The 25,170-nt window shown below is 40.9% G+C and carries 28 protein-coding genes; 22 read left to right on the top strand and 6 right to left on the bottom strand.

Annotation, left to right across the window (positions count from 1 at the left end; genetic code table 11):
* Positions 1-82: 82 nt before the first annotated feature.
* The 7 genes from FSB73_RS05050 (at position 83) to FSB73_RS05020 (ending at position 6,459) form a co-directional block, all read left to right on the top strand.
* Positions 83-694 (top strand): DUF4294 domain-containing protein, encoded by a 612-nt coding sequence (locus tag FSB73_RS05050; protein WP_225974496.1) that lies wholly within the window; start codon positions 83-85, stop codon positions 692-694.
* A gap of 98 nt (positions 695-792) precedes the next feature.
* Positions 793-1,518, top strand: a complete 726-nt coding sequence (bshB1, locus tag FSB73_RS05045) for a bacillithiol biosynthesis deacetylase BshB1 (RefSeq protein WP_146780403.1) — start codon at positions 793-795, stop codon at positions 1,516-1,518.
* A gap of 34 nt (positions 1,519-1,552) precedes the next feature.
* Entirely contained in the window at positions 1,553-2,626 is a 1,074-nt protein-coding gene (locus tag FSB73_RS05040) for a fatty acid desaturase family protein (RefSeq protein ID WP_146780401.1), read from the top strand.
* Positions 2,627-2,738: 112 nt separating this feature from the next.
* Entirely contained in the window at positions 2,739-2,984 is a 246-nt protein-coding gene (locus tag FSB73_RS05035) for a Sec-independent protein translocase subunit TatA/TatB (protein ID WP_146780400.1), read from the top strand.
* Between the two features lie 169 nt (positions 2,985-3,153).
* The gene (gene gatA / locus FSB73_RS05030; RefSeq protein WP_317132864.1) at positions 3,154-4,617 is read left to right on the top strand and encodes an Asp-tRNA(Asn)/Glu-tRNA(Gln) amidotransferase subunit GatA; all 1,464 of its coding nucleotides are present in this window, start codon (positions 3,154-3,156) and stop codon (positions 4,615-4,617) included.
* Positions 4,618-4,784: 167 nt separating this feature from the next.
* Positions 4,785-5,954 carry a lytic transglycosylase domain-containing protein gene (locus FSB73_RS05025; RefSeq protein WP_146780397.1) on the top strand — a complete coding sequence of 390 codons (1,170 nt, stop codon included), beginning with the start codon at positions 4,785-4,787 and terminating at the stop codon, positions 5,952-5,954.
* A gap of 214 nt (positions 5,955-6,168) precedes the next feature.
* Positions 6,169-6,459: a hypothetical protein gene (locus tag FSB73_RS05020; RefSeq protein ID WP_146780396.1), complete on the top strand. Its 291-nt coding sequence runs from the start codon at positions 6,169-6,171 to the stop codon at positions 6,457-6,459.
* Positions 6,460-6,591: 132 nt separating this feature from the next.
* Here the strand turns inward: FSB73_RS05020 and FSB73_RS05015 are convergent, their stop codons facing one another.
* From FSB73_RS05015 to FSB73_RS05010, 3 genes are all read right to left on the bottom strand, one after another.
* On the bottom strand, positions 6,592-6,849 hold the full coding sequence (locus tag FSB73_RS05015; protein WP_146780394.1) for a helix-turn-helix domain-containing protein: 258 nt from the start codon (positions 6,847-6,849) through the stop codon (positions 6,592-6,594).
* A gap of 376 nt (positions 6,850-7,225) precedes the next feature.
* The gene (locus FSB73_RS23205) at positions 7,226-7,393 is read right to left on the bottom strand and encodes a hypothetical protein (RefSeq protein WP_158639419.1); all 168 of its coding nucleotides are present in this window, start codon (positions 7,391-7,393) and stop codon (positions 7,226-7,228) included.
* Positions 7,394-7,693: 300 nt separating this feature from the next.
* Positions 7,694-9,502 carry an ABC transporter ATP-binding protein gene (locus FSB73_RS05010; protein ID WP_146780392.1) on the bottom strand — a complete coding sequence of 603 codons (1,809 nt, stop codon included), beginning with the start codon at positions 9,500-9,502 and terminating at the stop codon, positions 7,694-7,696.
* A 60-nt stretch (positions 9,503-9,562) separates the two neighbouring features.
* Between FSB73_RS05010 and rbfA the strand changes: the two genes are divergently transcribed.
* The 5 genes from rbfA to FSB73_RS04995 all read left to right on the top strand — a co-directional run bounded on the left by rbfA (position 9,563) and on the right by FSB73_RS04995 (position 12,175).
* Positions 9,563-9,934 carry a 30S ribosome-binding factor RbfA gene (gene rbfA, locus FSB73_RS05005; protein ID WP_146780390.1) on the top strand — a complete coding sequence of 124 codons (372 nt, stop codon included), beginning with the start codon at positions 9,563-9,565 and terminating at the stop codon, positions 9,932-9,934.
* Positions 9,935-10,005: 71 nt separating this feature from the next.
* Complete coding sequence (locus FSB73_RS24155) at positions 10,006-10,470, top strand: ABC transporter permease (protein ID WP_225974495.1); 465 nt, start codon at positions 10,006-10,008, stop codon at positions 10,468-10,470.
* Between the two features lie 71 nt (positions 10,471-10,541).
* Positions 10,542-10,919, top strand: coding sequence for an ABC transporter permease family protein (locus FSB73_RS24150; protein ID WP_225974494.1), 378 nt, complete (start codon positions 10,542-10,544; stop codon positions 10,917-10,919).
* Positions 10,916-11,224 carry an FtsX-like permease family protein gene (locus FSB73_RS24145; protein ID WP_225974775.1) on the top strand — a complete coding sequence of 103 codons (309 nt, stop codon included), beginning with the start codon at positions 10,916-10,918 and terminating at the stop codon, positions 11,222-11,224. Before FSB73_RS24150 ends, FSB73_RS24145 begins: the two co-directional genes overlap by 4 nt.
* 165 nt (positions 11,225-11,389) lie before the next feature.
* On the top strand, positions 11,390-12,175 hold the full coding sequence (locus tag FSB73_RS04995) for an NAD(+)--rifampin ADP-ribosyltransferase (RefSeq protein ID WP_146780388.1): 786 nt from the start codon (positions 11,390-11,392) through the stop codon (positions 12,173-12,175).
* A 216-nt stretch (positions 12,176-12,391) separates the two neighbouring features.
* Here FSB73_RS04995 and FSB73_RS04990 read toward each other — a convergent pair whose 3' ends face one another.
* Together FSB73_RS04990 and FSB73_RS04985 are read right to left on the bottom strand one after the other, a co-directional pair.
* A complete protein-coding gene (locus FSB73_RS04990; RefSeq protein WP_146780387.1) occupies positions 12,392-13,090 on the bottom strand; it encodes a YjjG family noncanonical pyrimidine nucleotidase in 699 nt (232 codons plus the stop codon).
* A 68-nt stretch (positions 13,091-13,158) separates the two neighbouring features.
* On the bottom strand, positions 13,159-14,877 hold the full coding sequence (locus FSB73_RS04985; RefSeq protein WP_146780385.1) for a capsule assembly Wzi family protein: 1,719 nt from the start codon (positions 14,875-14,877) through the stop codon (positions 13,159-13,161).
* Positions 14,878-14,901: 24 nt separating this feature from the next.
* On the opposite strand from FSB73_RS04985, the gene FSB73_RS24140 reads away from it, so the two are divergent.
* From FSB73_RS24140 to FSB73_RS04940, 10 genes are all read left to right on the top strand, one after another.
* Positions 14,902-15,069, top strand: coding sequence for a hypothetical protein (locus tag FSB73_RS24140; protein WP_225974493.1), 168 nt, complete (start codon positions 14,902-14,904; stop codon positions 15,067-15,069).
* On the top strand, positions 15,033-16,283 hold the full coding sequence (locus FSB73_RS04980) for a dihydroorotase (protein ID WP_225974774.1): 1,251 nt from the start codon (positions 15,033-15,035) through the stop codon (positions 16,281-16,283). Before FSB73_RS24140 ends, FSB73_RS04980 begins: the two co-directional genes overlap by 37 nt.
* Positions 16,284-17,151: 868 nt before the next feature.
* Positions 17,152-17,685, top strand: coding sequence for a hypothetical protein (locus FSB73_RS04975; protein WP_146780384.1), 534 nt, complete (start codon positions 17,152-17,154; stop codon positions 17,683-17,685).
* A 5-nt stretch (positions 17,686-17,690) separates the two neighbouring features.
* Entirely contained in the window at positions 17,691-18,206 is a 516-nt protein-coding gene (locus tag FSB73_RS04970) for a hypothetical protein (RefSeq protein ID WP_146780382.1), read from the top strand.
* Positions 18,207-18,643: 437 nt separating this feature from the next.
* Complete coding sequence (locus FSB73_RS04965) at positions 18,644-18,859, top strand: RpnC/YadD family protein (RefSeq protein ID WP_146780381.1); 216 nt, start codon at positions 18,644-18,646, stop codon at positions 18,857-18,859.
* A 596-nt stretch (positions 18,860-19,455) separates the two neighbouring features.
* Positions 19,456-20,781, top strand: coding sequence for a MutS-related protein (locus FSB73_RS04960; RefSeq protein ID WP_146780380.1), 1,326 nt, complete (start codon positions 19,456-19,458; stop codon positions 20,779-20,781).
* Positions 20,782-20,907: 126 nt separating this feature from the next.
* The gene (locus FSB73_RS04955) at positions 20,908-21,615 is read left to right on the top strand and encodes a DUF3276 family protein (protein WP_146780379.1); all 708 of its coding nucleotides are present in this window, start codon (positions 20,908-20,910) and stop codon (positions 21,613-21,615) included.
* A 209-nt stretch (positions 21,616-21,824) separates the two neighbouring features.
* Positions 21,825-22,061 carry a 50S ribosomal protein L28 gene (rpmB, locus tag FSB73_RS04950; protein ID WP_146780378.1) on the top strand — a complete coding sequence of 79 codons (237 nt, stop codon included), beginning with the start codon at positions 21,825-21,827 and terminating at the stop codon, positions 22,059-22,061.
* Between the two features lie 33 nt (positions 22,062-22,094).
* Complete coding sequence (gene rpmG / locus FSB73_RS04945; RefSeq protein WP_091395254.1) at positions 22,095-22,277, top strand: 50S ribosomal protein L33; 183 nt, start codon at positions 22,095-22,097, stop codon at positions 22,275-22,277.
* A 43-nt stretch (positions 22,278-22,320) separates the two neighbouring features.
* A complete protein-coding gene (locus FSB73_RS04940; protein WP_146780377.1) occupies positions 22,321-22,488 on the top strand; it encodes a DUF4295 domain-containing protein in 168 nt (55 codons plus the stop codon).
* Between the two features lie 417 nt (positions 22,489-22,905).
* Here FSB73_RS04940 and FSB73_RS04935 read toward each other — a convergent pair whose 3' ends face one another.
* Positions 22,906-25,158 carry a RelA/SpoT family protein gene (locus FSB73_RS04935; RefSeq protein WP_146780376.1) on the bottom strand — a complete coding sequence of 751 codons (2,253 nt, stop codon included), beginning with the start codon at positions 25,156-25,158 and terminating at the stop codon, positions 22,906-22,908.
* Positions 25,159-25,170: the final 12 nt, after the last annotated feature.

Below are 25,170 nucleotides of genomic sequence, written 5' to 3'. Positions count from 1 at the left end.
TATTTAGCGTTTATTTTTGCAGATTGAAGAATTCCTTTACTTTTATAGGCGTATCCAGAAGATGAAAGCAATTAGCAAAATAATGCGTCCGTTTATCCTGATAAGTTCCCTACTTGTCGGTCGGCAGCTCTTAGCGCAACAGCTATCATCTTCCTTACAATTAGGTCCCTATGATTCGATCCGGGTAGAATTAACTTTTACGGAGACCGGTATCCCGGTACCCACCAGCGAACTGGAACCCCTTTATTTATTTGCCCAGATGACCGCCAAATGGCGCAAGTATTATCAAGCCTGGGGTCGGCTAAAAAATGCGGTTTACGTGACCTATCCTTATGCGAAGGCGGCAGGCTCAGTGATCAATCAGATTAATCAGGAGCTGGTAGGGGTTACCAATAAACGCAAACGCAAAAAAATTATTAAAAGCCACGAAAAGGAACTTAAAGAAAAATTCTCCAGTAAATTACGTAACCTATCTGTCTATCAGGGTAAAGTTTTGATGAAACTCATCAACCGGGAAACGGGCAATAGTTGTTACGAGATCATTGATGAATACAAAGGGGATTTTTCAGCAGTTGTGTATCAGGGTGTTGCCAAAATCTTTGGATCTTCTCTAAAACAAAGCTATGACGGGGCAAGAGATGACCGTTCTATAGAAATCCTCGCACAGCAGGCAGCAGCCTATTATGGATATTAAGCTGAATAGATCCGAACAAAGGTGAACTTTAAGGTGCCTTTTTGACAAAATGAGGTATCTTTGATGGGTATTGAGCGTATCAGCAACAACAATTATTGATGAAAGTAGATATATTAGCCGTTGGTGTTCATCCAGATGACGTAGAATTGGGTTGTGGAGGGGCGATTATAGCCTCGGTAAGAGAAGGGAAAAAAGTAGCGGTAGTAGATCTGACAAAAGGTGAACTAGGTTCCAGAGGAACGGCAGAGACCAGACATCAGGAAGCGCAGGCCGCCGCCAAGATTTTACAACTTTCCGCCCGTGAGAATCTGGCAATGGCAGATGGATTTTTTCAGATTAGTGAAGAGAACACCCTAAAAGTGATCCGGGCAATCAGAAAATATCAGCCCGAAGTTTTGATTTGCAATGCACCTCATGACCGACATCCGGATCATGGACGCAGTTCACAGCTGGTCAAAGAAGCTGCATTTTTATCTGGACTGATCCGCATAGAAACGACAGATCAGGATCAGGGGCAGCCGCAGGCAGCCTGGAGACCCAAGCATCTATATCATTACATCCAGGATGATTATATCGAACCAGATTTTATATTTGATATTTCGGATACATTTAATCAGAGACAGGAAGCGATTCTAAGTTATACGACACAATTTAATGTTGTGGCCGGCGATGGGGTACAAACCTATATTTCCAAGCCACAGTTTATGCAAGGAGTGGAGTCAAGAGCCAGGTTATTTGGCAAAAGAATCGGTGCTGAATTCGGGGAAGGGTATATTAAAACCCGTGCCCTGGGCATCAGCAGTTTTGATCGCTTCATCCTTTAACATTCACATCAACATTAAACGGATTTAATTAAAAATGGCAGTACCTAAATTTCCAAAGAGCGGCAACTCTTTCCATGTAGAACTCAAAAATCGCATCAATGATTATTTTGCCAGCACCGGCCAGAGCGTAACCGGCGGTGCCCGTATATATAGCAAAGCCATTATATTATATAGTGCACTTATATATTGTTATATTCAAGTCGTATTTTTCACCCCGCCCAGCATCTGGCTGAATATTTTGCTATGTATGGTCATAGGTGCGTTGATTTCCGGGGTAGGATTCAACGTGATGCATGATGGCGGTCATGGCAGTTTCAGTAAATATCACTCCGTCAATAAGATTGCAGCCTATTCTGCAGAAATCGTAGGGGCAAGCCAATTTATGTGGAATATGAAACATAATATTATTCACCATGCCTTTACCAATATTGACGGGGTGGATGATGATATTGATGCCAAGCCTTTCCTTAGAATGGCCTCCACACAGAAAAAATATAAAATGCACAAGTTCCAGCATATATATTTCTGGTTATTTTATTCCATTTTGCATATTTATTGGACCTTACTGAGTGATTATCAGAAGTATTTCAGAAAGAAAATAGGAACGATGCCCCTTAAGAAAATGAAATCCGTGGATCATATTCTGTTTTGGGGATTTAAAGCAGTGTATTACTGCCTGTTTATCGTAATCCCCATTATCCAGGTAGGTTTTACTAAATGGATTATCGGCTATCTGGTCTTCTCTTTGACAGCAGGGCTTATCTTAAGTGTTGTATTCCAGCTGGCACATACAGTAGAAGATACCGTGTTTCCTGTGCCGGATATTTCAACCGGTAAGTTACAAGATGAGTGGGCGGTCCACCAATTAAAGACGACGGCTAATTTTGCAACACATAGCAAGATCATCTCCTGGTATGTAGGGGGGCTCAATTTTCAGGTAGAGCATCATCTTTTCCCTAAAATTTCCCATGTACATTATCCAGCAATCAATAAAATTGTCAAGCAAGCCTGCAAAGAATATAATGTTACCTACATCGAGTATAAGCGTATGTATCAGGCATTTATATCGCATGTAAGTTTCCTTAAACATATGGGACAGATTGCTTAAAATCGGACGGCGCAACTGTAAAAAATTCGGGTGTTAAAAAATTAAACCAAAGTTTTTCAGTTCAATAAAATAGCTATCTTTGTCGTTCACTTAATTATAAAACCACATCATCATGGGAGATATTGGATTTTCAGAAATTTTATTAATCGCAGTTGTGATTCTGGTCCTTTTTGGTAGTCGTAAAATTCCTGAATTTATGCGCGGTCTGGGTAAAGGTGTGCGTGAGTTCAATGATGCCAAAGACAGCGTTCGTAAGGAGTTGGAGGAAGGCATGAAAGATAAAGATCAGGCTAAAACAGTTACGACTAAAACTGTAGAAACCATTGAGCCGGTTGACACAGTAGCAACAGATAAATAAATTCCACCACGCTGCCACAACTAATGAATCCTACGATGGATTTTTTCAGGGAGTGTAGCGTATGGTTAGTGGCCGGTTTTTCAAACTGTTACCTTTTGCATCCTAAAGGGAGAGAAGAGGTGCAGGCAAGTTATTATTCATGGAAGCACCGCTTATGGCGGAGCTATAAATAATTACCGTTCTGTTTAGTTTTACCTCTATTAAAAATTATTTAGATGATTTACAGCACCAGCGCACCAGTTGCCAGGAGGCTGTAAATCATTTTTTATTGCGCATATCTGAGAAAAGCAACCTCAATGCTTTTTTGGAAGTATTTGAAAAAGAAGCCATTGAGAGAGCCAGGCAATTAGATGACGCCCGGAGTGCAGGTGCCCCTTTAGGCAAACTTCATGGCGTGGTCATAGGACTGAAAGATGTCATCAGTTATCAGAATCATACACTAAGCGCCAGTTCAAAAATGCTGGCAAAATATACCGCTGTTTATAATGCAACTGTGGTGGACCGCTTACTGAAAGAAGGCGCCATTATCATTGGCCGGCAAAACTGTGATGAATTTGCGATGGGCTCCAGTAGCGAGCATTCTGCGTACGGAGCCGTACTCAATGATGCCGATCACACAAGGGTGCCCGGCGGGTCCTCCGGCGGCTCAGCGGTAGCTGTTCAGGCGGGGCTTTGTATGGTGAGTCTGGGTAGTGATACCGGTGGCTCTGTGCGCCAGCCCGCGGACTTTTGCGGAGTCATAGGACTCAAACCATCTTATGGACGCATTTCCAGATATGGATTGATTGCCTATGCTTCGACCTTTGATCAGATAGGTATCTTTTCTAGTACTGTTCCCGACGCAGCCTTGGTTCTGGAAGTTATTGCAGGAGAAGATCAGATGGACAGTACTGTAAGTCAGGCACCGGTGGAAGCCTACAGCCAATTACTCGCTCCCGCTGTAAAAGCAGATAAGAAATACAAACTGGCTTATTTTCGTCAGGCGCTGGAACACCCCAGCCTGGACCCGGAAATCAAATCCGCTATTACGGGCCTCATTGAAAGATTGATTGCCCAGGGGCATACGGTGACCCCCATTGAATTTGAACTCCTTGATTATGTGGTTCCAACCTATTATGTGCTGACAACAGCAGAAGCCTCCACTAATCTTTCCAGATATGATGGGGTAAAATTTGGTCACCAGACTGCAGCTGAATGCAGCGATTTAACAGAGTTTTACAAAAGAAATCGTAGTGAAGGCTTCGGTAAGGAAGTAAAAAAAAGAATTATGCTGGGGACTTTTGTGTTAAGTGCATTTTACTTCGATGCTTATTTTGCTAAAGCACAACAAATTAGAAGATTGCTCCAAGAAAAGTCGGCAGAAATTTTTAACAATTTCGATGCATTAATCTCCCCCAATGCACCTTGTGTTGCCTTCAAATTAGGCGAAAAGCAGGCAGACGCTACTGAGATGTATCTGGCTGATATTTATACTGTTTTTGCCAATCTGGTCGGCATCCCTGGTATCTCATTACCGCTTTTCCGAAATAATGATGGCATACCTTTTGGTATACAGCTGATGTCAGATCAATTAAAAGAGTTATCTTTGCTGACTCTTTCGGATCAATTGATGCAAGCAGAAGGTAAAAATTAAGATCAATATAATACGTAATCCTCACAAAAAGACTTCTTTGCATCCGGTTTACCTTGATTAATAGGTACTACCGTTCAGGATGAATGCAGACGCATTTTTTCTCAGTTAAGCCCCAAATGCAGCTAAAAATCTGCCGTAGGGGAAGTATTGTAACGAAAAAAAAATGAATGAAGCGGAGTTTAGTTTCCCGGATTAAGGAGAATTTTTTGACTTTGACAGGTATAAAGTACCTTATTGGCCTAGTGTTGATGAGTGGCTTTGCTTTGTCAATGATGTCATTTACCAGTTATTCTGGAGATTTGCTTCCTGCCCCGGGTAAAGACACAAAATTAAAGGCCAAGGGGCCTAAAGGGTTCGTAAGCCTGCTACCAAAGACTAAGCCGGTCACACTGGACCCTACAACTGAAGGCATAAAACCAGCTACCATAGATCTTTCTGAAGTCAAGGTCGACTTAAACAGCAAGGTAGAAGATTTTGCAGACAGTTATATTCGTAGAGAATATACGGATTTAACGCGAATGAAATCTTCAGCCAAAGGTATGTTTGCGACCATGGATAGAATACTGGAAGAATATCATTTGCCCACTCAGCTTAAATATCTGGCCGTCATTGAGAGCAGTCTCAAGGCACATCTCAGGATGCGTTCAGGTGCGTTAGGCTATTGGCAGTTGATGCCAGATGAAGCCGTCCGCTATGGACTATTGAAAAACGGACATGATTACAGAACCGATCTGGCCAGAAGCACAGAAGCTGCAGCAAAACTGCTCACTTCTTTACACAATCGCTACCATGATTGGCTACTCACCATTGCAGCTTATAATGCCGGCGTGGGTGGTGTCAATAAGGCTATCAAAGCAGCCGGTGGCAGTAAAGATTTCTGGAAAGTGCAATATTATTTACCCAAGGAGACGCGTAATCACGTTAAAAAGTTCATCAGCACCCATTATTTCTTTGAAGGCAGTGGCGGGATCACCACCATGAGTGCTAAAGAAACCAAGAAATTAAAAGAGGAACTGGCCGCCAGCGAGGACGGAAATGAGGTCATAGAGCTGATAGGCAATACGAATGTGGTTAGAATAAAAGGGATTTATAAAAAGGCTGCTATTTGTAAGGTATTAGATATTAAAGAGGCCGATTTTGATAAGATCAATCCGAATTTTGATAAAGCCTTATCAGATGGTCAGTTTTATGATCTTCACCTGCCAGATGGCAAAACGGATCAATTTATGAAAAAGAAAGACCAGATCTTACAGCAATGCTTTAATGATCTGTTAGATACGGATTCTCCGGCCAGTGAACAACTGCCAGCAGGCAGAACCTCCATTGACCGTTCCTAAGTAAGTAGAAGTAGGCAAGAGGAGCCAGGCACATAAGACACACGAGATTAGTTTTTAAAAATAAGTACCTATGCGGGGCACTGAAAACAGTGCCCCGTTAGTATGTTTATGGGTCAATGATGGATAATTGATTGGGAAATAGGGGTAAAGTCAGTCACCTTTAACTTTGGACTCTGGCTATGGAAGGCATTAATGGAATCGATTCAATGCAGCTGTGTTCAATAAAGGAATTTCTGCGTTGATAGCCACCACCATAAATAGGCCAGTAGGAGGTATGCAGGTCGTCACAAAGATAGAGCCCATCGGATTTGATATAGGAGAAAATCTCTTCAAAAGATACGATCTGTTACTTCACGGTATGTCTGCCGTCATCAATAAGGATATCAATGGGTGGCAACTCAGCCATGATCTTTTTCAAAAATGCCCGGAGGTTCAACTATTTGAACACGTCATTATACAGGCTAAACGTAAATTTTTGGCCAATTTAATCAGCCGGCAACGGTAAAATTGGTGGCAGTATATGCACCACATTCTATTTTATCGATTACGATATATATTATAAATTTGGTTATTTAAATCCATTCAGCGCTAAGAATACGGGATCAATGGTCAATATGCATCTTATTTGCTGCATCAATTATTTGAACTTGCTGTTGTCTGGCGTATTGTCCAGCGTATCATATCGCGTGTCACCTGGCAGATATTCTAACAGATCTCCCGGCTGGCATTGCAGGGCCTCGCAAATAGCTTCCAATGTACTAAAACGGATCGCTTTGGCCTTGCCGGTTTTAAGGATGGATAGGTTGGACAGCGTAACCTGGACCTTTTCGGAAAGCTCCCCCAGCGACATCTTTCGTCTGGCCATCATTACATCCAGATTGACAATTATAGGCATAAAGTTATAAGAAATTAAGGGTTAGACGGTTAACTCATTTTCTGCTTGCAGGTTTTCGCCTTTTCTAAATACTTGAGCGATCAGGTATAAAACGGCTGCCATAAGAAGAAAAGTGAAAATGTCTGAGCTATCAGAGGCTGATTCAGGATGAAAATGCGGTACAAGACTACAAATAGCCATTTCCAGGACAGACAGGGTGGCACACCATAAAAAGTCTGCGCAATTTTTAGCAACAATCGGGATAAGGTTTTATGGAATGGATCCTCCACTGCTAATAATCGAAAAAGTTGCAATATCTGAAATAACAATATGGCGAATAAGATAATTAAGCCTAGATTAATCACCATAAAAAGGTGGTAAGTAGCCAATCCAACGCTCAAAAGGGGACTAAAATCCTGGTCCATAATTTTAATGTATAATTATGGGTAATGATCTGACGCAGATAGCCCACCAAAAAAACGCCTGCCCCAATACAGCAACTAATAAAGGCCACCCAAAAAAGGAACACCAAAACTGATTTGATCTTTTCACTTTTTGCTTCCATGATCGCAATATTTTAAAATTGGTAAAAATATGAATAATCAAATATCGGTAATAATTTATCGATAAACAATAAAAATTTATTAATTCTTAATAATTTCTATCATAAATCATGCGGATGTCTAAGAGGTAGTAAAAATATTCCTTCCGCAAAGCGTCGATCTAACCAATGTCTGGTGCATAAGCAGTAGACTAATTGGATAATGGATAGTAATCTGCAAAGCAAAAATCTTCGCTCCTTCTTACCAAGAAGGAGCGAACGAGGATATGGAAATGAAAATGAAAATAAATTAAATTACAGGGACTATTTTACCGCCTGGATCTTGACCAGTCTTTGATAAATGCCATCTGGGATGGCCATAAGAAGGTCATGGTTACCTCTTTCCCGGATCTCACCGCCTTGTAGCACAATGATTTCATCTGCATTACGGATGGTGCTGAGTCTATGGGCAATCACCAGAGAAGTGCGGTTGCTCATCATTTTATTTATGGCATCCTGGACCAGTCTTTCGCTTTCCGTATCCAGGGAAGAGGTAGCTTCATCCAGAATTAAAATAGGCGGATTTTTAACCACTGCTCTGGCAATGGTTAGTCTTTGTTTTTCACCGCCACTCAGTTTACCACCACGGTCCCCGACATTGGACTGAAGTCCACCTTCCTTTTTTTCAATAAACTGATAGGCATTGGCAATTTTAGCGGCCTCCTGAATCTCAGCATCAGTTGCATCCGTTTTACCAAGCGCAATATTACCCGCAATACTATCATTAAATAAAATGGGTTCCTGCGTAACGATGCTGATATGACTTCTAAGGGAGCCTAAGGAATAATCCTTGATATTTACGCCATCAATCAATAATTCTCCTGAAGTTACGTCATGGAATCTAGGTACCAGATCGGCCAGTGTACTTTTACCCGCACCACTGCTGCCAACAAGTGCAACAGTTTTACCTTTCGGGATCGTCAGGTTGATGTTTTTAAGGATCAGATTATCCGGTCCATAACCAAAGCTGACATTTTTAAATTCAATTTGATTTTTAAAGTCCAGCGCCTGTTTGCCGTGATCTTCAATAACCAGTGGTGTGTTGAGTAATTGTTCAATTCTATCCAGTGCTGCACCACCCCTTTGCATATTAAAAAAAGCAGTTGAAAGGGATTTGGCCGGATTGATAATAATGGCGAACATAGCGATATAACTCAGTAAGTCACCGCCTGACAAAGTCTTGTATTTAATGGCCAAAAGACCGCCGAAAAATAAGATGGCCGCGAGTACAATAACACCCAAAACTTCAGTCATGGGAGAAGCCAGGTCTCTTCTTCTGGCCATTTTGTTTCTGACAGTGAACATTCGGTCATTGACCTTTTCAAATTTCTGACCGAGTAGTTTTTCAGCTAAAAAGGCTTTCACTACACGCATGCCTGAAAGCGTCTCATCAATTAATGACAGCGCCACACTGAGTTGTTCAGACATTTCCTTGGATTGCCGTTTCAGCAAACGGCTAACCCGGCCAATTAAAATGGCAGTCAGCGGTAGCAAAATAAACAGGCCAATGGAAAGCAGCGGACTAATAATAATCATAGCAATCAGGTAACCAAGGATCGTCAGCGGATCTTTAATCAATCCTTCCAGGGTACTAACCACAGAGGCATCCACTTCAGCAACATCATTGGTCATTCTGGAAATAATATCCCCCTTTTTCTGCTCCGTAAAAAAGCCAATAGGCAAAATCAGTGTTTTTTGATACAAATCACTGCGCAGATGGCGGACAATGGAGCTTCTGATAGGAGCAGACATGACATTAGATCCATAAATACAAAGATTTTTGAGGAGCGTCAGGATAATGATCAGTACACAGACAGCGCCCAGGGTATAGATTTTGCCGTGGTCTGTCATCAACTCATTGAGCATATCGGACACGTTTTGGCCGACCGCCTTAGATTTAATCAGATCACCTGCTCCATTATCTGCATCAGAGACAATCAACGAGATAAAAGGAGCCAGCATTCCCAGGGAGAAGACGCCAAAAACCGTCCCCAATATGGTGAGTACTCCATAAGTGGCCAGTTTTGCTTTATAATAACCCAGATACTTAAATATTCTTTTAAATTTCTTCATTGTTTCTCAGTGGTAGAGTGCAAAAGTAACTATTTTTACAGCCAATTAAGTGTAAAGATTATGCAAGAGGGGAAACGACAAAAACAGGTGGCCAGCGTCATAAAAGAAGAGATTAATAGCATCTTCCGGCATTTGGGACTCAATATGATGGGCGGAGGTATGATTTCTATTGCAGATGTAAAAGTAACGCCAGATTTATTAGAAGCCAGAATATACCTAAGTTTTTTCCAGGTAGCTGATACTCAGGCTGCTTTACAGCGTATTGAGCAAAAGGCCTGGGAGATAAAAAAAGGGATTGCCCAAAAGTTAGGTAAGCAATTAAGAAGAATTCCGGTCATCCATTATTATTTAGATGATACCCTGGATCAAGTCTTCCATATTGAAGAGCTACTGGCAAAGATTAACCATAATTCCGATAAAAATAACGATTAAATATAATATTTGAGCCGACCGGGCGTTTTTAAGAAACTGGTAGCAAAGGCCTAAATAACTCCCTCACGCACATGAATTTTCTTTTCGCCTGGCGATATTTTAAATCTAAAAAATCAACCACTGCGATCAACATCATTAGTTGGATCAGCGTGATTGCCATCGCTGTAGGTGCCGCTGCCCTGATTCTTGTGTTGAGTGTATTCAATGGGTTTCAAAATCTGGTAAAATCGATGTATGGCGATTTTTACCCTGATCTGAGGGTCATGGCCAGAACAGGTAAGTATATGACTTTGGATTCCAGCCAGATCAGCAGACTACATACCATTCATGAAATCAAAGATCTAAGCCTGGTAATTGGAGAAAAGGCATTACTCACCAATGGGGAATACCAGTCTATTGCCGTGTTAAAAGGCGTAGACAGCAATTATGACCATGTGGTACATCTGGCCAGGCATATTGAACAAAATGGTCATTATGGATTGGGTGTAGAACGCGCACCACAACTGGTATTAGGGGTGGGATTGCCAGCAGTATAGGGGCAGACGCCAATTCTACTATCCCTTTAGCCGTTTATCTACCCAATAGAAATAGTAACAACAAGACGGATTTGCAATCCGCAATGAACGCTTATGAGATTAAGGAAGTAGGCATTTTCAGAATTCAGGAAGGCTTTGATAATAAATATGCGTTCACCAATCTGGCGTTTTTGCGCTATATGGTGGAACTTCCCAAAAATTATTATACCGAAGTAGCGATCGCCATTAAACCTGAGGCCGATCTATTCAGGGTACAAAAGAAAATACAACAACAGCTCGGAAATAAATACCTGGTGGAAACAAGGTTTCAGCAAAATCAGAGCCTGTTTACCGTCATGCAGATGGAAAAATGGATTATCTATATCATACTGTCCATTATACTGATTATTGCAGCCTTTAATATGGTGGGTGCACTCACCATGTTGGTTTTGGAAAAAGAAAAGATATAGCCATATTAAAAGCACTGGGCGCCAGTCAGAAAGTAATCCAGAAGATTTTTCTGACGGAAGGCTTTTTGCTCGCAGGCCTTGGTGGGCTGATGGGTATGTTTATTGCTTTTATTGTCTGTGTTTTACAACAAAAATTTCATTTGCTCAAATTAGAAGGAGGCACCTTTGTAGTTGATTATTATCCAGTGAAAATGCATATACTTGATTTTCTGCTGGTAGGCGTAACGGTCTTTATTGTCGCCTTACTTGCAGCGTGGGTCCCCGCCAGAAAGGCGGCTACCAAACATTTTTCCCTTAAGAGTTAAGGATAGAAATTTTTACTTTTATCGTAACCAGCCAATAATAGCCGAGAGCCATAGTAAATACCCAAAATAGTTTTCAGCTTATTTTTGGCTTATTTTGGGCTCGTTTTTGTTAAGTAAACAATGCTGATTCTAATATTTATTAAATTCAAAAGCATTATTCTTATCATGGAATTCAATCCTACCAATCCAGTAATTCAACTTTGTATGCAGGCAATGGCTTTGGAAGCCGGGCCTCAGCCATTTCAAGTAAAAGTGCAAAAGATAAATCCCAAAGAAAAAGCTGCGGCTTTATACCATAGCGCATGGGAAGCGTCCACCCATGATTTTGAGCGCTTTATTGCCGCCTTTTTTATTGGCCGCAGCAAGGAAAAAGTGGCGGATCAATTGCGGTGGCTACAAACGTCCTTAGATATGGCGCAAAAGGTAAATAGCGTTGCAACTGGCAGTGCACTTGAGATTATATACCAAAAAATAGCCTGGTGCTACGCTGCGCTTGGGAACGCCGAAGCTGAAAATAAATACAACAGCTTATCTGAGCAGGTTTGTGCTACACCCATATCGCTTAGAGAAACCGGCCCTTTTTATCATGGAACCAAAGCGGATCTTCAGATTGGAGACCTGCTTACAGCTGGTGAAAAGTCCAATTATGCAACGGATTTAGTAATGCATCATATTTATTTTACAGCTTTAATTGGAGGTGCAGGCCTTGCCGCCGCATTGGCAAAAGGGGAGGGACCAGAACGGGTGTATAGAGTAGAGCCGACTGGTCATTTTGAAAATGATCCCAATGTAACGAATCAGAAATTTCCGGGCAATCTAACCCGGTCATACCGCAGTAAATATCCATTAAAAATTGTGGGGGAAGAAACAAGCTTTGAACGTTTAACAGTTGCAGAGCGTCAAAAGTGGCAGCAAAAGCTATCAGAAAGTAAGGGAAAGATTATCAACTAAATCAGGCGCACAGTTCTAGTGGCAAACTTTACACATAGCCCCCATTACTTCGGTAGCGGCAGGTTCAGTTTTTATGTATCAGGTATTGAATGGTTAAAGTTAAAGAGCAAACAGCAAACAACAAACAACAAACAACAAACTATTCAGGGATTTTGAGTAGTAGAAAACAGCAATATACTGCAAGGTGTTTTCCCCCAGGTTCCAGCTTACGAATTATTAGAATATATCTTCCAATTGCTTCAAATGTCTGACTTCATAAGTCGCTACATGTTGACTGGCGTCCTCAATATGATTGGTAAAGATACTGTCCATCCCAAAATTGGCGGCCCCTTGGATATCTGCCACCAGGTTATCGCCGATCATTATGCTGGTTTCCGGGGTTGCACCAGTCATCTGCATGGCATATTCAAAAATGCCGGCATTGGGTTTTAGACAGCCACTTTGTTCAGAGGTAATCATCACTTCAAAATATCCCTGCAATCCTGCATTGACTAGTTTTAGCTCCTGAATCCGGTTAAAGCCGTTGGTAATCAGATGTAAGCGGTACTGCTTTTGCTTTAGATAATCCAGAATCTCAAAAGTATAGGGGAAGACCTTGGTACGAATAGGGAGCCGGTCCAAAAAGTCCTGACTCAGGCTTCTGGCCAGCGGTTCATCACCGATTTTAAAATCCAGCAAGGTCAAAAACATCCTTTTCCATTTGAGCTCTCTTTGTATAATCAACCCCTTGGTGTAACGATCCCAAAGTCGCTTATTATGAAAAGAATACTTCTCATAAAAGCTTTCAAAAGGCTCAATTCCCCTAAGTGCCAGTTCATGGTGCAGATAACTCTCCTTGAGGGCATCTTTTGCATTGGCCTCAAAATCCCAGATGGTATGGTCTAAATCGAAAAAAAGATGCTGATACGTCTTCATGCAAGCAAATTTAAAACGAAAAAGGCGCGTAGAAAAACTGCGCGCCTTTAAATTATTAAAATTTATGCTTAAAAGTTAAAACTGCGTCTGGCCATGTTCCATCTTAGGCCAAACATGAACATTTTAACGTGGTCTTTAGGGATGGTCTCAATATCATGACGACGGTAGGTGAAATTCGCATCAAAATACAGATTCTGGATAATTTCATAAGAAGCTGTCAGAGAGCCCAGTAATCCATTTAAACGTACACCATCACCAGGGAAGTAACCATCATCGCTGATTCGGTGATCCTTGTAATTCCTGAATAAATCCCCTCCATTATTAGGCTGATCAATAGAAGTAACATAGGCCGCTGCTGTATCCAGCCCTTTTCTATATAAAGAGGCCATAAATTCAATATTCAGTCGGGGTATAGGCTGATAATTGGCGATGCCGACCAGTTCCTTAAAGTTCGAGCCAAGTGGATGGGCCAGTGGTTGATTATAATGTAAGAAATTATTTTGTGCCCATTTATCCATATAAGTAAAAGGACGGACCAGATTGCCTTCTAACTGCAGATCCAGGTTTTTAATAGTAAAGGCATCTACATATTTACCACCTAGCTGGAAGCCAAATTTATTGACCCAGTTCCCGTCTCCGAATTTAAATGCCTTGTCAATATGGAATTCATTGATTAACCATTGACCATAAAGTTCAAAGTGCTTGGCAAAATTAGCCTTAAAATCAAGTCCGATACTGGATTTAGCACTATTGCCCGTATTCTGGGACATAGAACGGTTGAAAATCGCCGGATTCAGATAGCTTACCTGCAGGCCACCATTAATCTTAGAATTATACATCGTATTCTCATACAGACCAATTTTCAGCCAGTCAGTGGCTTGCCAGGTCAAATAATGAAACATCATATAATTTCTGGGCCTGGTAGAATCTGAATTAGGAATAAAAGAGGCAATGGTCTGCGCACCAACGGCCGTATACTTTACATTTCCCGCCTGCACACCAAATTTCACAAAGTAAAAGGGGGCGCTATTATCACTTAAAAACAGACTCCGGTAGCCATCACCTATAAAGAACCTATCATATCCTAACTGAAAATCAATGTTCTTGCCCGCATGGAAGGTAATACCACCACGAACATCGAAGTAGTCATAGCCATTTTTACCATAATGCTTATAATAACCTTTGCCAGGTAAAGCGTAATGTGCATCCGTGTATTGCCTTACATATAAAGGGTCACGCTCCTGATTTTCAGAGAAAAAGAGATAATATCCTAATCTTTGATCTACCTGGCCGCGAACCCGGATCCCTCTTTGATTGACATAAGTACTGGTTCCGTCACTTGAATGCCCAAACTGCAGGTTTAACAGCGGATCGACAATCAGACTATATTCTGGTTTGGAAACAGCATATAAGTGGGCCGGTGTTTTGAAAAAGGTATTGAAAATAGGTTTTCTCACACCGAAAGAATCTGTATAATACCGGGTCCAGTCTTGATTATTCATTAGCAGGCTCCTCAGGTTGTACCGGTCAACATCGGTTAAGGTTTCCCCTAATGCACCTACCTTATCCAGGGAATCTATTCGTTCCATTCTTTCAGTAATTCGTTTACGGTCAAAAGGCTTTACCGTTGTAAAACGCATCACAGAATCACCCCTGAGTTTGATGTCCAATCGTTTGATTAACAGATTTTGTTTGTCGCTAAGCTCGATGTTATCAGTTTGCGCCTTAACTTTAAGCGCGGTAAGCGCCAGACAGGTGCCTAGCAGAAGAGCATACCTTATTTTCATACAAAAATTTTATACTATATATAAATGAGTGACTATTTAATAAAAAACGCCAAAATCGTCAGCGAAGGTAAGACATTTATCAGTGATGTACTCATTCGTAATCAACGAATTGAAAAAATTGCTCCATCCTTGCAGGTTAATTTAAAGTTCAGGAAATTGATGCGACCGGTTTATACCTTCTGCCTGGCGTAATCGACGACCAGGTTCACTTCAGAGAGCCTGGGCTGACGCATAAAGCGGAAATCTACACAGAAGCCAGGGCTGCAGTAGCCGGAGGGGTAACCAGTTTCATGGAAATGCCAAATACCGTGCCACCTGCTTTCACCCTCGAATTACTGGAAAAAAAATATGAAAGGGCTAAAGCCGTCTCACTGGCCAATTATTCCTTTTATTTAGGGACTTCAAATGACAATCTGGAAGAAATAAAAAGGCTAAATGAGCGCAAAAACGAGATTTGTGGCCTTAAAATCTTTATGGGGTCTTCTACTGGCAATCTGCTGGTCAATGATCCGATCGTTTTGGATAATGTTTTTTCTACCAGTGAAGTCTTGATTGCCACCCATTGTGAGGAAGAAAGCATCATCAGAGCCAATTACGAAAAGCTTAAAGCGGAAAAAGGCATACTGGAGCCAGCGGATCACCCCGTGATCCGCAACGCAGAAAATTGCTTTGAAAGCAGCCACAAAGCCATCCAATTTGCCCAAAAACATGGCAGTCGGCTGCATATTTTGCACATCACCACCGAAAAGGAACTCCAGCTCTTCTCCAATATGTTGCCCTTGGAAGAAAAACGCATTACCTGTGAAGTCTGTGTGCATCATTTGACCTTTACAGCAGCAGATTATCAAGACAAAGGCTACCTGATAAAATGCAATCCTGCTATCAAGGCCGGCTTTAATAAAGATGCCCTCTGGAAAGCATTGCTGGATGATAGGCTAGACGTGATCGCCACCGATCATGCGCCACACCAGCTAAGTGAAAAAGGCTATACCCGAGATGCAAATGGCGAATTAACACCGCTGGATACCGCAACTTATGAAAATGCACATGCCGGGTTGCCATTGGTGCAACATAGTTTGCCACTCATGCTGCGGTACGTTAAAGAAGGTAAAATCAGTATTGAAAAAGTAGTGGAAAAAATGAGTCATGCTGTTGCCCGCTGCTTCCAGATCAAAGACAGGGGGTATATTCGGGAAGGCTATTTTGCAGATCTGGTGCTTGTTAATATGGACCACCCTGTAAGAGTTACCCCAGAAAGCCTATATAGTAAATGCGGCTGGTCTCCTTTCGAAGGAGCGCATATGCCGGTGACCATTGAGAAGACCTTTGTCAGCGGACATTTGGCTTATTCAAACCAAAAATTTGATGAGTCCATTAAAGGTGAAAGGCTTGCTTTTAATCGTTAAATGAGTAAAATCCTTGTGCCGGGACTTAATAACCTCCTGAAACCACCCTCACAAATTAGATGGCTGTGTTTTCAGGAGGTTTTATTAATAGTGATAAGCAAGGCGAGCTTCCCAGATGTATGTGTCCTGCGAAAGAGCACATTGCCTGTTTTTAAGCACTATTGTATGCTTGGTAGATTGTTCTAATCAGCCATAACAAGCGCATACCCGCCCCTTATTAAAGTTGCTGCTTTTGTCATACCGATTTTTAATTCCACCAAAATGCGACAGTCATAAAGGTCGTTTCAAATATTATGTTTTATTATTGCACCGTTATAATAATGTTCCATTAAAATAGCTACAAAAAAGACCAGAGAAATGGCTACAAAAATGACCAGAGAATTGACTAAACAAAAGGCTACAGTAATAGCCCCGAAAAAGGATCCGCAAATCATGCGCCCTTTATCTGACGGCCCTTTACCGTTGAAAAAAAACATTGTCCTGCCTTTCAGATATCTTATCTGACCTTGCTTCCCATATCTTTAGATCCGTCCAGCCAATCTGCCCATGTAAAGCAGTTTTAGGTGGATGATTTAGTCATTGATTCCCATTATTTTTTTACGCACTAATTAAACTAAGCCTCCCATTGGGTCCATGGAGCTACTACCAGTGCTATGCCTATCTGATAGGCAAGAACACTAGAAGAGGCTGTTTTGTGCAGATAGCAACCGTAGGTCGCTATAGGCGGATGCCTGTGGTTTATAAATCGTCGTGCTATATCGCAATAAATAATGGAATCGGTTCCTGCGCTAAATGCAGTGAATAGAGTCAATAATAATTATCTCAAATGGGCTCGTGTCCATAAAAACATATTTAAATACCAAAGTTCATGGCACAAAGTAAAAATAAAAAAAAATCTAAAAAGGATTCCACAAGAAACCTTACTCAAGAGGAGCTAGAAGCTTTAAATGACCCCTATCACTTTATTGTGATGCTGACCCACGATACCTGCTGGAAGTTCGTTATAGAGTATAATATGGCCATACTGGCTCCCTTTTTCTTAAAAGATTTAGCCAGGCAGCTGAATTTTAACCGGATGGAATTTCTCAATAAAGAACTCCAAAACATTATGATGGAGAGGGCAGAGGATCTTAAAGGCTATGTTGATAAACTGGTTAAAATTTATAATATCAGATGGCCACATAAATATGTCCTGGTGCATTTTGAGTTTCAGACGGAGGCGAAAAAGGAATTTTCCGGCAGGACAGGATACTATAAAATTGGACTCCAGCTAAACAATAGAGATTGTATAATTATTACCATAACCATTATCCACCGGGCGACCAAATATTATATACACGGACAGCACCAGTTCGGTAGTGAAACAAATGGCGTGGCCATTCGTTATGAGGGTATATTATAAAAGACATGCAGGAAAGTGATTTTGCCGATACGACCTGTCTGGCGAACCTGCTTTTCCACAGCGTCTGGCTGTATGAACACCGCCGCGAATTTTCTAAGGATATTTTAGTGGAGAAATTTACAGAAATTACAAAAAATCTAATTTCTCTTGGTTTAGAAGGGAAACAACATTATAGTAATTTGTTATTTATCTTTAATAACGTCCAAAAAAGTCTCTTAAATCAAAGAAAATTTCAGAACTTTGTAAGAGATATTAACTTAATTGATCAAAAAAATAATCAGATGACAGTAGTTGAACAATACATACGTTATAAACAAGAAGAGTCCAGAGCAGAAGCCTTAGAAGAAGGGATGGAAATTGGAAGAGAAGAAGGCATGGAAAAAGGCATGGAAAAAGGGATGGAAAAAAGGTCGCTTGAAATTGCAAAATACTTAATCAAAGCAGGAAATCCCCTAAATGAGGTAGCTAAAATAACGAAGTTAGATATCAAGCAGCTAAAAAAGCTACAGGCATCTGTGTAATAAAATTTGCTAAATTCAATGAGCATCCTGATCCTTGCCGGTCAAATAGCATTTAAGGGGCCGGGATCAGGATAAATGCTCAATAATCAATACTCACTATATTTATTAATAGAGGTATTTCCCATATGGAAGTCCTGCAGGTAACTGCTGTAAGTCTTTCATAAATAATAGCCATATGAAGCTTCGAGAAACAATTGCCGGATTGACCTGCATTTTCTGAAACAGTTGCCCTTTAAGAAATATCTCACTGGAAATGAATAATGAGGCTTTGGAGAAAATTAAAGACAGCATTACTTAAAAATATTAAACGATTTGCATGCAGCTGATCCGACAGCAATATATTATCTGGATATAAGAACGGTCAAAAAACGCTTTAATCACAGGAAATTGTGGGAAAAACGCAAAAGAAATCACCTTAATTGATCAAAAAAAATCCGATGACAATCATTGAAAAATACATGGAAGATCTTATGGAAGAGGCCAGAGAAGAAGGCTTTAAAGAAGGCTTTAAAGAGGGCTTTGAAGAAGGCTTTAAAGAAGGCATGGAAAAAAGGTCACTTGAAATTGCAAAATACTTAATCAAAACAGGAAAGCCCCTAAATGAGGTAGCTAGATTAACACAGTTAGACATCAAACAGCTAAAAAAACTATAGGTATGCCTTTAGGGTAAATGCAGGTTGTAATTCAAGGGGGATTCTGGTACTTTCTAATGACACGCGACGAAGTTGGAATGAAGTCCCTATAGCCTTATGACAATAGCTATATAATCTAATAAAGAAACATAGCTGATTGTAAGTGCAGGCAACTGCTGGTGTAAAAGTTTAAAAATGGGAAAATGGGTTGACTGCCTGGACACGTGAACTAATTTGTGGAGTTTTGTGCCAAAAGCCACAAAAAAATAGCGCCTAAGTTTATGGAAATCTTTACTTTATTGCATCTAGTGATAGAGAAAATGCTTTTATTGGCTGTAAGCTGGACATCCTATAGGGCCAAAAAAAGGTGCACTCTGTACTTTCAAAGCGTTGCGGAAAATAAAAATTGGGCAGAAAATGCCAATTTTGATGTAATTAAAGCTGGCTTCTGTAAAGGAGCTGGACAAGGAATTTTACCATTTAAGTCTCCAAATTCGCCAGCCAGGAGGCAGGTTAATAAGTGGCTAAGTAGCTCTTGATCGAATAATTGTATTATTTTTATTAGACTATACGGCAGCAATATTTAGCTGCCTTTGCATAAATTAAAAGCTAGAGGCATGCATGTAGATGACAAGACTTTATATGATCTGGGCATTATCAGCCGTTATGAACAACATTCTGTACTCCATTTTCTGGATTTTACCACAACATCAGGTGGTAAAGATTGGCTCCGGTATTTTATTAAAAATCCCATGAGTGACCTTAAGCAAATACTTGACCGTCAGGCCCTGCTACGTCATTTGGCCGACAAAATTCTGCCGCCTGTTATTTCAAATGGGACCATGATGGTGATGGATAAATATTATTATACACCTATCACCAATATCCCAGCCTCAGCCTCGGGATTTGATGCTGTATTATTCAGGTGGCTGAGCCGCCCGGATTATGTACAGGTTCGCTATAGTATCGGTCATTTGGCTCGATTTGTATATGGGATGAAAAAAGTGCATGAGTTATATAGTCCGGACTGTCCCTCTGTAGAGCTTTGTGAAATTCTGGGAAAAACCGAAGAAATATTAAATACAACCTTCTTTCAACAATTAGCAAAAGTGGGTGCACGGGTAGAAAATGGCGGTCGGATGACGGGCAGGGAAGTGATTAAGTTTGGCCATCAGTTGTATCAGTATACAGAGAAGAGCGGCATGAAACGACTAGAAGAAGCCTTTTTAAAAATAGACGCATGGTCGAGTATGGCCAGGGCGGTCAGAGAACATCAGTTGGCCTTTCCTGAATTCATAGACAGTCAGGAACCGGTTTTGGAAGCCCGGGACCTATATCACCCTTTATTAGAAACGCCTGTAGCCTATGATTTACAATTAGATAATAAGGAAAATTTTCTGTTCTTAACAGGTGCTAATATGGCCGGAAAAAGTACTTTTATCCGGGCAGTAGGCATTGGCCTTTACCTGGCAGCGCTTGGCATGGGGGTACCTGCCACTTCCATGAAGTGTTCCACTTTTGACGGCTTGTTGAGCAATATAGAAGTAACCGATAATACGCTGAATGGCGAAAGCTACTTCTTCAATGAGGTGCAAAGGGTTAAAACCATTGTAGAAAAAATTCAGGATGGAACTAAATGGTTGATTCTCATAGATGAACTATTTAAAGGGACCAATATTGTAGACGCCATGAAATGCTCCACTACCGTGGTCGAGGGACTACGTAAAGTAGATAGATCCATCTTTATTTTGTCCACTCACCTCTATGAGATCGGGGATCCGTTACGTAAGCACCATAATATTCAGTTTCGCTATTTTGAAACAGAAGTAACAGGTGAAAACTTGATTTTCAACTACCAGCTCAGAGAGGGAATCAGCAATGACCGACTGGGATATCTGATTTTACAAAGAGAAAAAGTGACCGATTTATTGAATAATCTCTAAAAAAAGCAATTATTACATGAGCGGTCGGAAAAAAACATTCAAAATTTTTTGCTAAAATGAAAACAATATTATATTTGTAAAGGTTAAATTAGATAACATTTAATTGTTCAACAAAAAACTTGAATTTTGGATTACGATTACAACGACCGGAAGCAGGGAAGCGTTTACAGCAGAAAACTCAGGGCAGGAAAGCGAAGAACCTATTTCTTCGATGTGCGTGAAACAAGGGGAAGTGATTTTTTTGTGACCATTACAGAAACTCGTAAAAGATTTAACGATGATGGGTTTGAACGACAGAAAATCTTTATTTATAAGGAAGATTTTAACAAATTCACGGCAGCATTAGGCGAAGCCATTATGCACGTGAAAACCGAACTCATGCCTGATTTTGATTTTGATCATTATAATCATGAGGACGAAAGGGAAGAACCCAGGTATCGGCAGCCCAAAAACAGATCTGGCTATCATAATAAAGGTGCACACCAGTATAACAATGAAGGTCACCATCTGAGTAGAGAAAATAAACAGCAAATATTTGACCTGGAAAATAATGAAGAACAACGGACTGGGGAAGAGCAGGTGGATGCCAAATCATTTCAGCATGAAAGTGCAGTGCAGGATACCGAACAAATAACAGAGCCGCCTACACAGATGCAACCAACACATGAGGTAACAGAAGCTGCGTCGGATTACGTAAATACGGCTGACATTCAGGCAGAACCGATGCACGAACCACAGCCGGAACCAGATGCAGGTGCAGACAGTGATGATAATCTGGTTAACGCCAATTCAGGTTCAGACAAACTTGCATCGGAAGAAGTAGAAAAATGGTAAATCTGGGTAAAAAAAGGAAGTATCAGGCTGAGTGCCAATAACAATAGAATTTTCAAAAAAAGCAGTGTAAACACACTGCTTTTTTATTACCTTTGCACCCCTAAACCAGATGTCTCTATTTGTTAGGAACTGGTAATCATGGAAAATAAAAACAATTTGGAATTACGGGCGGGTTGTTATACCTTTGCCGTCCGATAAAAAATACAGTTATGGCAAGAGTATGTCAGGTTACAGGAAAAAAACCCATGGTGGGAAACAACGTTTCGCACTCTAATATTAAATCCAAGCGTCGTTTCTTACCGAATTTACAGACGAAACGTTTTTTCTATGCTGAGGAAGACCGCTGGATTACATTAAAAGTGTCTGCTGATGCAATTCGTACCATCAATAAAAATGGTCTGAATGCAGTGGTTAAACAATTAAGAGCAGACGGCGTTAAAATTTAATCAAAAGTCGACAACAATTAAAGCATTATAGCAATGGCAAAGAAAGGAAACAGGGTTCAGGTAATTTTGGAATGCACAGAACACAAAGCAAGTGGTCTTCCAGGAACCAGCCGTTACATTACACAGAAAAATAAGAAAAATACTGCTGAGCGTTTAGAGCTGAAGAAGTATAATCCTATACTGAAAAAAGTAACTGTACACAAAGAAATTAAATAATCAGCCTCCGATTTTCATCAGAGGAACTTACAAATAACGAATTATGGCAAAAGCAGCTAAAACCGCGATTAAAAAAGACCAGAAAGCAGCAGCAGATGCTAAAAACTGGACCAAAGTAATTAAAACTGTACGCAGCCCAAAATCAGGTGCGTATACTTTTAAAGAATCAATCGTACATAAAGACAATATCAAAGAATTTTTGGCTAAATAAATTTATACCTAAGCTTAGGGATATTTTATCTGCCGATAAAGGATGGTAATTAGGATCTGGAATTTTAGTAAATTGCGCATCTAGTTACCAAGATAACTTTTCAGGATTGATGTATTGCATTTAAATTATTTGCTTCCCTTCATTTTGGAGCATATAATAAAGCATACCGGCCTCTAAGGATAACGTCCATATAATGTATTTTGACCGTATCGGATCTATCATTGGTAACACATGAAGATCCGATACGGTTTTTTGTGTACATAACGCGCCTGTTGATTGTTTGTATGAAAGTTTTAAATTATCGGGCTAGTCAGCGTAATATTTGGGCGCTGCACAATGCATAACCTAATATAATCAGGGAAAAACCTGGGGTAATCTGAGGCAAATTCTTACATATCCTTGAAAAATAGCACCGTTTTATTGTATATCGTCCGTATCAAATCGTTCCACACCCTGAATCCCATCTAGTTTTTTTAAATGCTCAACCAGGGTATCCAGCTCTTCCTTATCATGGACGAAGATTTTCAGCCGACCATTAAATAACCCTTCCTTGGATTCAATACTGAGTGCTGAGATATTGATTTTTAATTCGCCACTGATTACATTGGTAATCTTATTGATGACACCCACATCATCTACGCCAATAATTTCAATACCGGTAAGGAAAGAAATCTCTTTATTTTTGGCCCATTTTGTTTTGACAATTCTGTGGCCCTGATTGGCCATGAGTTGCGCCGCATTCGGGCAATTGGTCCGGTGGATGATAAGTCCCTTGCCTACACTTACAAAGCCAAATACATCATCACCAGGAATGGGATGACAACATCCGGCAAGCGTATACATGATTTTATCGCTGGACTCCCCGAAAATAATCAATTCAGAATCCTTTTTGTTTAAGGTTTTGGCGGCTTCCGGATTGTAGGCAGGCTTTTCCGTCTTGACTTCAATTTTAGGCGGTTCCAGCTTATCCCCATTGACGGAAAAGGTTTTAAGTTCCTTCAGGTCAATTTTCTTTATAGCTATACCGTAATAAAGATCCAAATGAGAACTAAGTCCGTAGAAACTAACCAACTCATCTACATTATAGGTAGAGACCGGGACTCCCAGGTTTTCCAGTTTTCTTTTTAAGGTATATTTGCCGTCTTCACCGATGGTCCTTTTTTCTTCTTTAAGGGCATCTTTGATTCTGTTTTTGGCTTTGGCAGTCACGACAAGCCCCAGCCAGTCTTCGCTGGGCTTTTGTTTGTTGCTGGTGATAATTTCTACCTGATCCCCACTGCGCAGAATATGACTGATAGGCACCAGCTTGTGATTGACCTTTGCGCCAATACATTTTTGTCCCACCGCAGAGTGGATACTAAAAGCAAAGTCAAGGGCAGTAGAACCTTTGGGCAACATTTTGACATCACCTTTTGGTGTATAGGCATAAATCTCTTCCGCCAGAAAGCTGGTTTTAAAATCCTCCAGAAAATCAATACTATCGGTACCCTGTGAGCTGATCATTTCCCGGATCTGGCCAAACCATTTATCAAACCGGTCTTCAGTGCTGGTTCCTTCCTTGTATTTCCAGTGCGCTGCCAGCCCTTTTTCGGCGATTTCATTCATGCGTTTGGTCCGTATCTGGACTTCCACCCATTTGCCCTTTGGACCCATAACCGTGGTATGCAAAGCCTCATAGCCGTTGCTCTTAGGGTTGCTCAACCAATCACGGAGTCTTTCTGGTGCAGGGGCATAGGCATCTGTTACGATAGAATATACCTTCCAGCATTCCTCCTTTTCCTTTTCCGGTTCAGAATCCAATATCACCCTGATGGCAAAAAGATCGTATACTTCTTCAAAAGTTACCCCTTTCTTTTTCATCTTATTCCAGATAGAATGGATGCTTTTGGGCCGACCATAAATTTCAAATTTAAAACCGGCTGCCAGCAGTTTGTCTTTAATAGGCTTAATAAACTCATTAATAAAACGGGTTCTTTCCCTTCTGGTTTCGGCAAGTTTGCGGGCGATCTCTTTATATTTGTCCTTTTCCAGGTATTTCATGGAAAGGTCTTCGAGTTCAGTCTTAATATTATAAAGCCCCATCCTGTGGGCCAGAGGCGCATACACCCAGACGGTTTCACTGGCAATCTTGAGCTGTTTTTCCGGTTTCATCCAGTCCAGGGTCCGCATATTATGCAGTCGATCAGCCAGCTTGATCAGGATGACCCGTGGGTCGTCGGTCAGGGTGAGTAATATTTTTTTGAAATTCTCCGTTTGCTGGGTGGTAGAGGCATCAACAACCGTAGAAATTTTTGTAAGTCCATCTACGATGCGGGCGATTTCATTGCCAAATTCGCGGGTGATATCTTCAATGCTAATATCGGTATCCTCAACAGTATCATGAAGTAAGGCACAGATGGTACTGCGTACACCCAGACCAATCTCTTCTACGCAGATCATCGCTACGGCAATAGGATGGAATATATAAGGCTCCCCGCTTTTTCGACGCATGGTTTTATGCGCTTCTGCGGCCATATAAAAAGCGTGACGGACAATTTCCTTGTCTCCCTTTTTGAATTTTGGGCGCAACGTGCGTAGCAAAGCACGATATCTGCGAAGAATCTCTCTTTTTTCCTGCTCCTCATTCAGGCTATACCTGACTAATTCCTTTTCCGTTGTTGTTTGTTTCAAATCGTCTCAAAG

Origin of the sequence: Arachidicoccus ginsenosidivorans (assembly GCF_007971385.1) — a bacterium.
Lineage (GTDB): Bacteria > Bacteroidota > Bacteroidia > Chitinophagales > Chitinophagaceae > Arachidicoccus > Arachidicoccus ginsenosidivorans.
Note: the sequence above shows the minus strand (reverse complement) of the source record. Positions and strands in the feature narration are given on the sequence as shown.

Coding starts and splice junctions, on each gene's coding strand:
- FSB73_RS05050 (WP_225974496.1), top strand. CDS start 83: ATGCGTCCGTTTATCCTGATAAGTTCCCTACTTGTCGGTCGGCAGCTC.
- bshB1 (WP_146780403.1), top strand. CDS start 793: ATGAAAGTAGATATATTAGCCGTTGGTGTTCATCCAGATGACGTAGAA.
- FSB73_RS05040 (WP_146780401.1), top strand. CDS start 1,553: ATGGCAGTACCTAAATTTCCAAAGAGCGGCAACTCTTTCCATGTAGAA.
- FSB73_RS05035 (WP_146780400.1), top strand. CDS start 2,739: ATGGGAGATATTGGATTTTCAGAAATTTTATTAATCGCAGTTGTGATT.
- FSB73_RS05025 (WP_146780397.1), top strand. CDS start 4,785: ATGAAGCGGAGTTTAGTTTCCCGGATTAAGGAGAATTTTTTGACTTTG.
- FSB73_RS05015 (WP_146780394.1), bottom strand. CDS start 6,849: ATGCCTATAATTGTCAATCTGGATGTAATGATGGCCAGACGAAAGATG.
- FSB73_RS23205 (WP_158639419.1), bottom strand. CDS start 7,393: ATGGAAGCAAAAAGTGAAAAGATCAAATCAGTTTTGGTGTTCCTTTTT.
- FSB73_RS05010 (WP_146780392.1), bottom strand. CDS start 9,502: ATGAAGAAATTTAAAAGAATATTTAAGTATCTGGGTTATTATAAAGCA.
- rbfA (WP_146780390.1), top strand. CDS start 9,563: ATGCAAGAGGGGAAACGACAAAAACAGGTGGCCAGCGTCATAAAAGAA.
- FSB73_RS24155 (WP_225974495.1), top strand. CDS start 10,006: ATGAATTTTCTTTTCGCCTGGCGATATTTTAAATCTAAAAAATCAACC.
- FSB73_RS04995 (WP_146780388.1), top strand. CDS start 11,390: ATGGAATTCAATCCTACCAATCCAGTAATTCAACTTTGTATGCAGGCA.
- FSB73_RS04990 (WP_146780387.1), bottom strand. CDS start 13,090: ATGAAGACGTATCAGCATCTTTTTTTCGATTTAGACCATACCATCTGG.
- FSB73_RS04985 (WP_146780385.1), bottom strand. CDS start 14,877: ATGAAAATAAGGTATGCTCTTCTGCTAGGCACCTGTCTGGCGCTTACC.
- FSB73_RS24140 (WP_225974493.1), top strand. CDS start 14,902: ATGAGTGACTATTTAATAAAAAACGCCAAAATCGTCAGCGAAGGTAAG.
- FSB73_RS04975 (WP_146780384.1), top strand. CDS start 17,152: ATGGCACAAAGTAAAAATAAAAAAAAATCTAAAAAGGATTCCACAAGA.
- FSB73_RS04970 (WP_146780382.1), top strand. CDS start 17,691: ATGCAGGAAAGTGATTTTGCCGATACGACCTGTCTGGCGAACCTGCTT.
- FSB73_RS04965 (WP_146780381.1), top strand. CDS start 18,644: ATGACAATCATTGAAAAATACATGGAAGATCTTATGGAAGAGGCCAGA.
- FSB73_RS04960 (WP_146780380.1), top strand. CDS start 19,456: ATGCATGTAGATGACAAGACTTTATATGATCTGGGCATTATCAGCCGT.
- rpmB (WP_146780378.1), top strand. CDS start 21,825: ATGGCAAGAGTATGTCAGGTTACAGGAAAAAAACCCATGGTGGGAAAC.
- rpmG (WP_091395254.1), top strand. CDS start 22,095: ATGGCAAAGAAAGGAAACAGGGTTCAGGTAATTTTGGAATGCACAGAA.
- FSB73_RS04940 (WP_146780377.1), top strand. CDS start 22,321: ATGGCAAAAGCAGCTAAAACCGCGATTAAAAAAGACCAGAAAGCAGCA.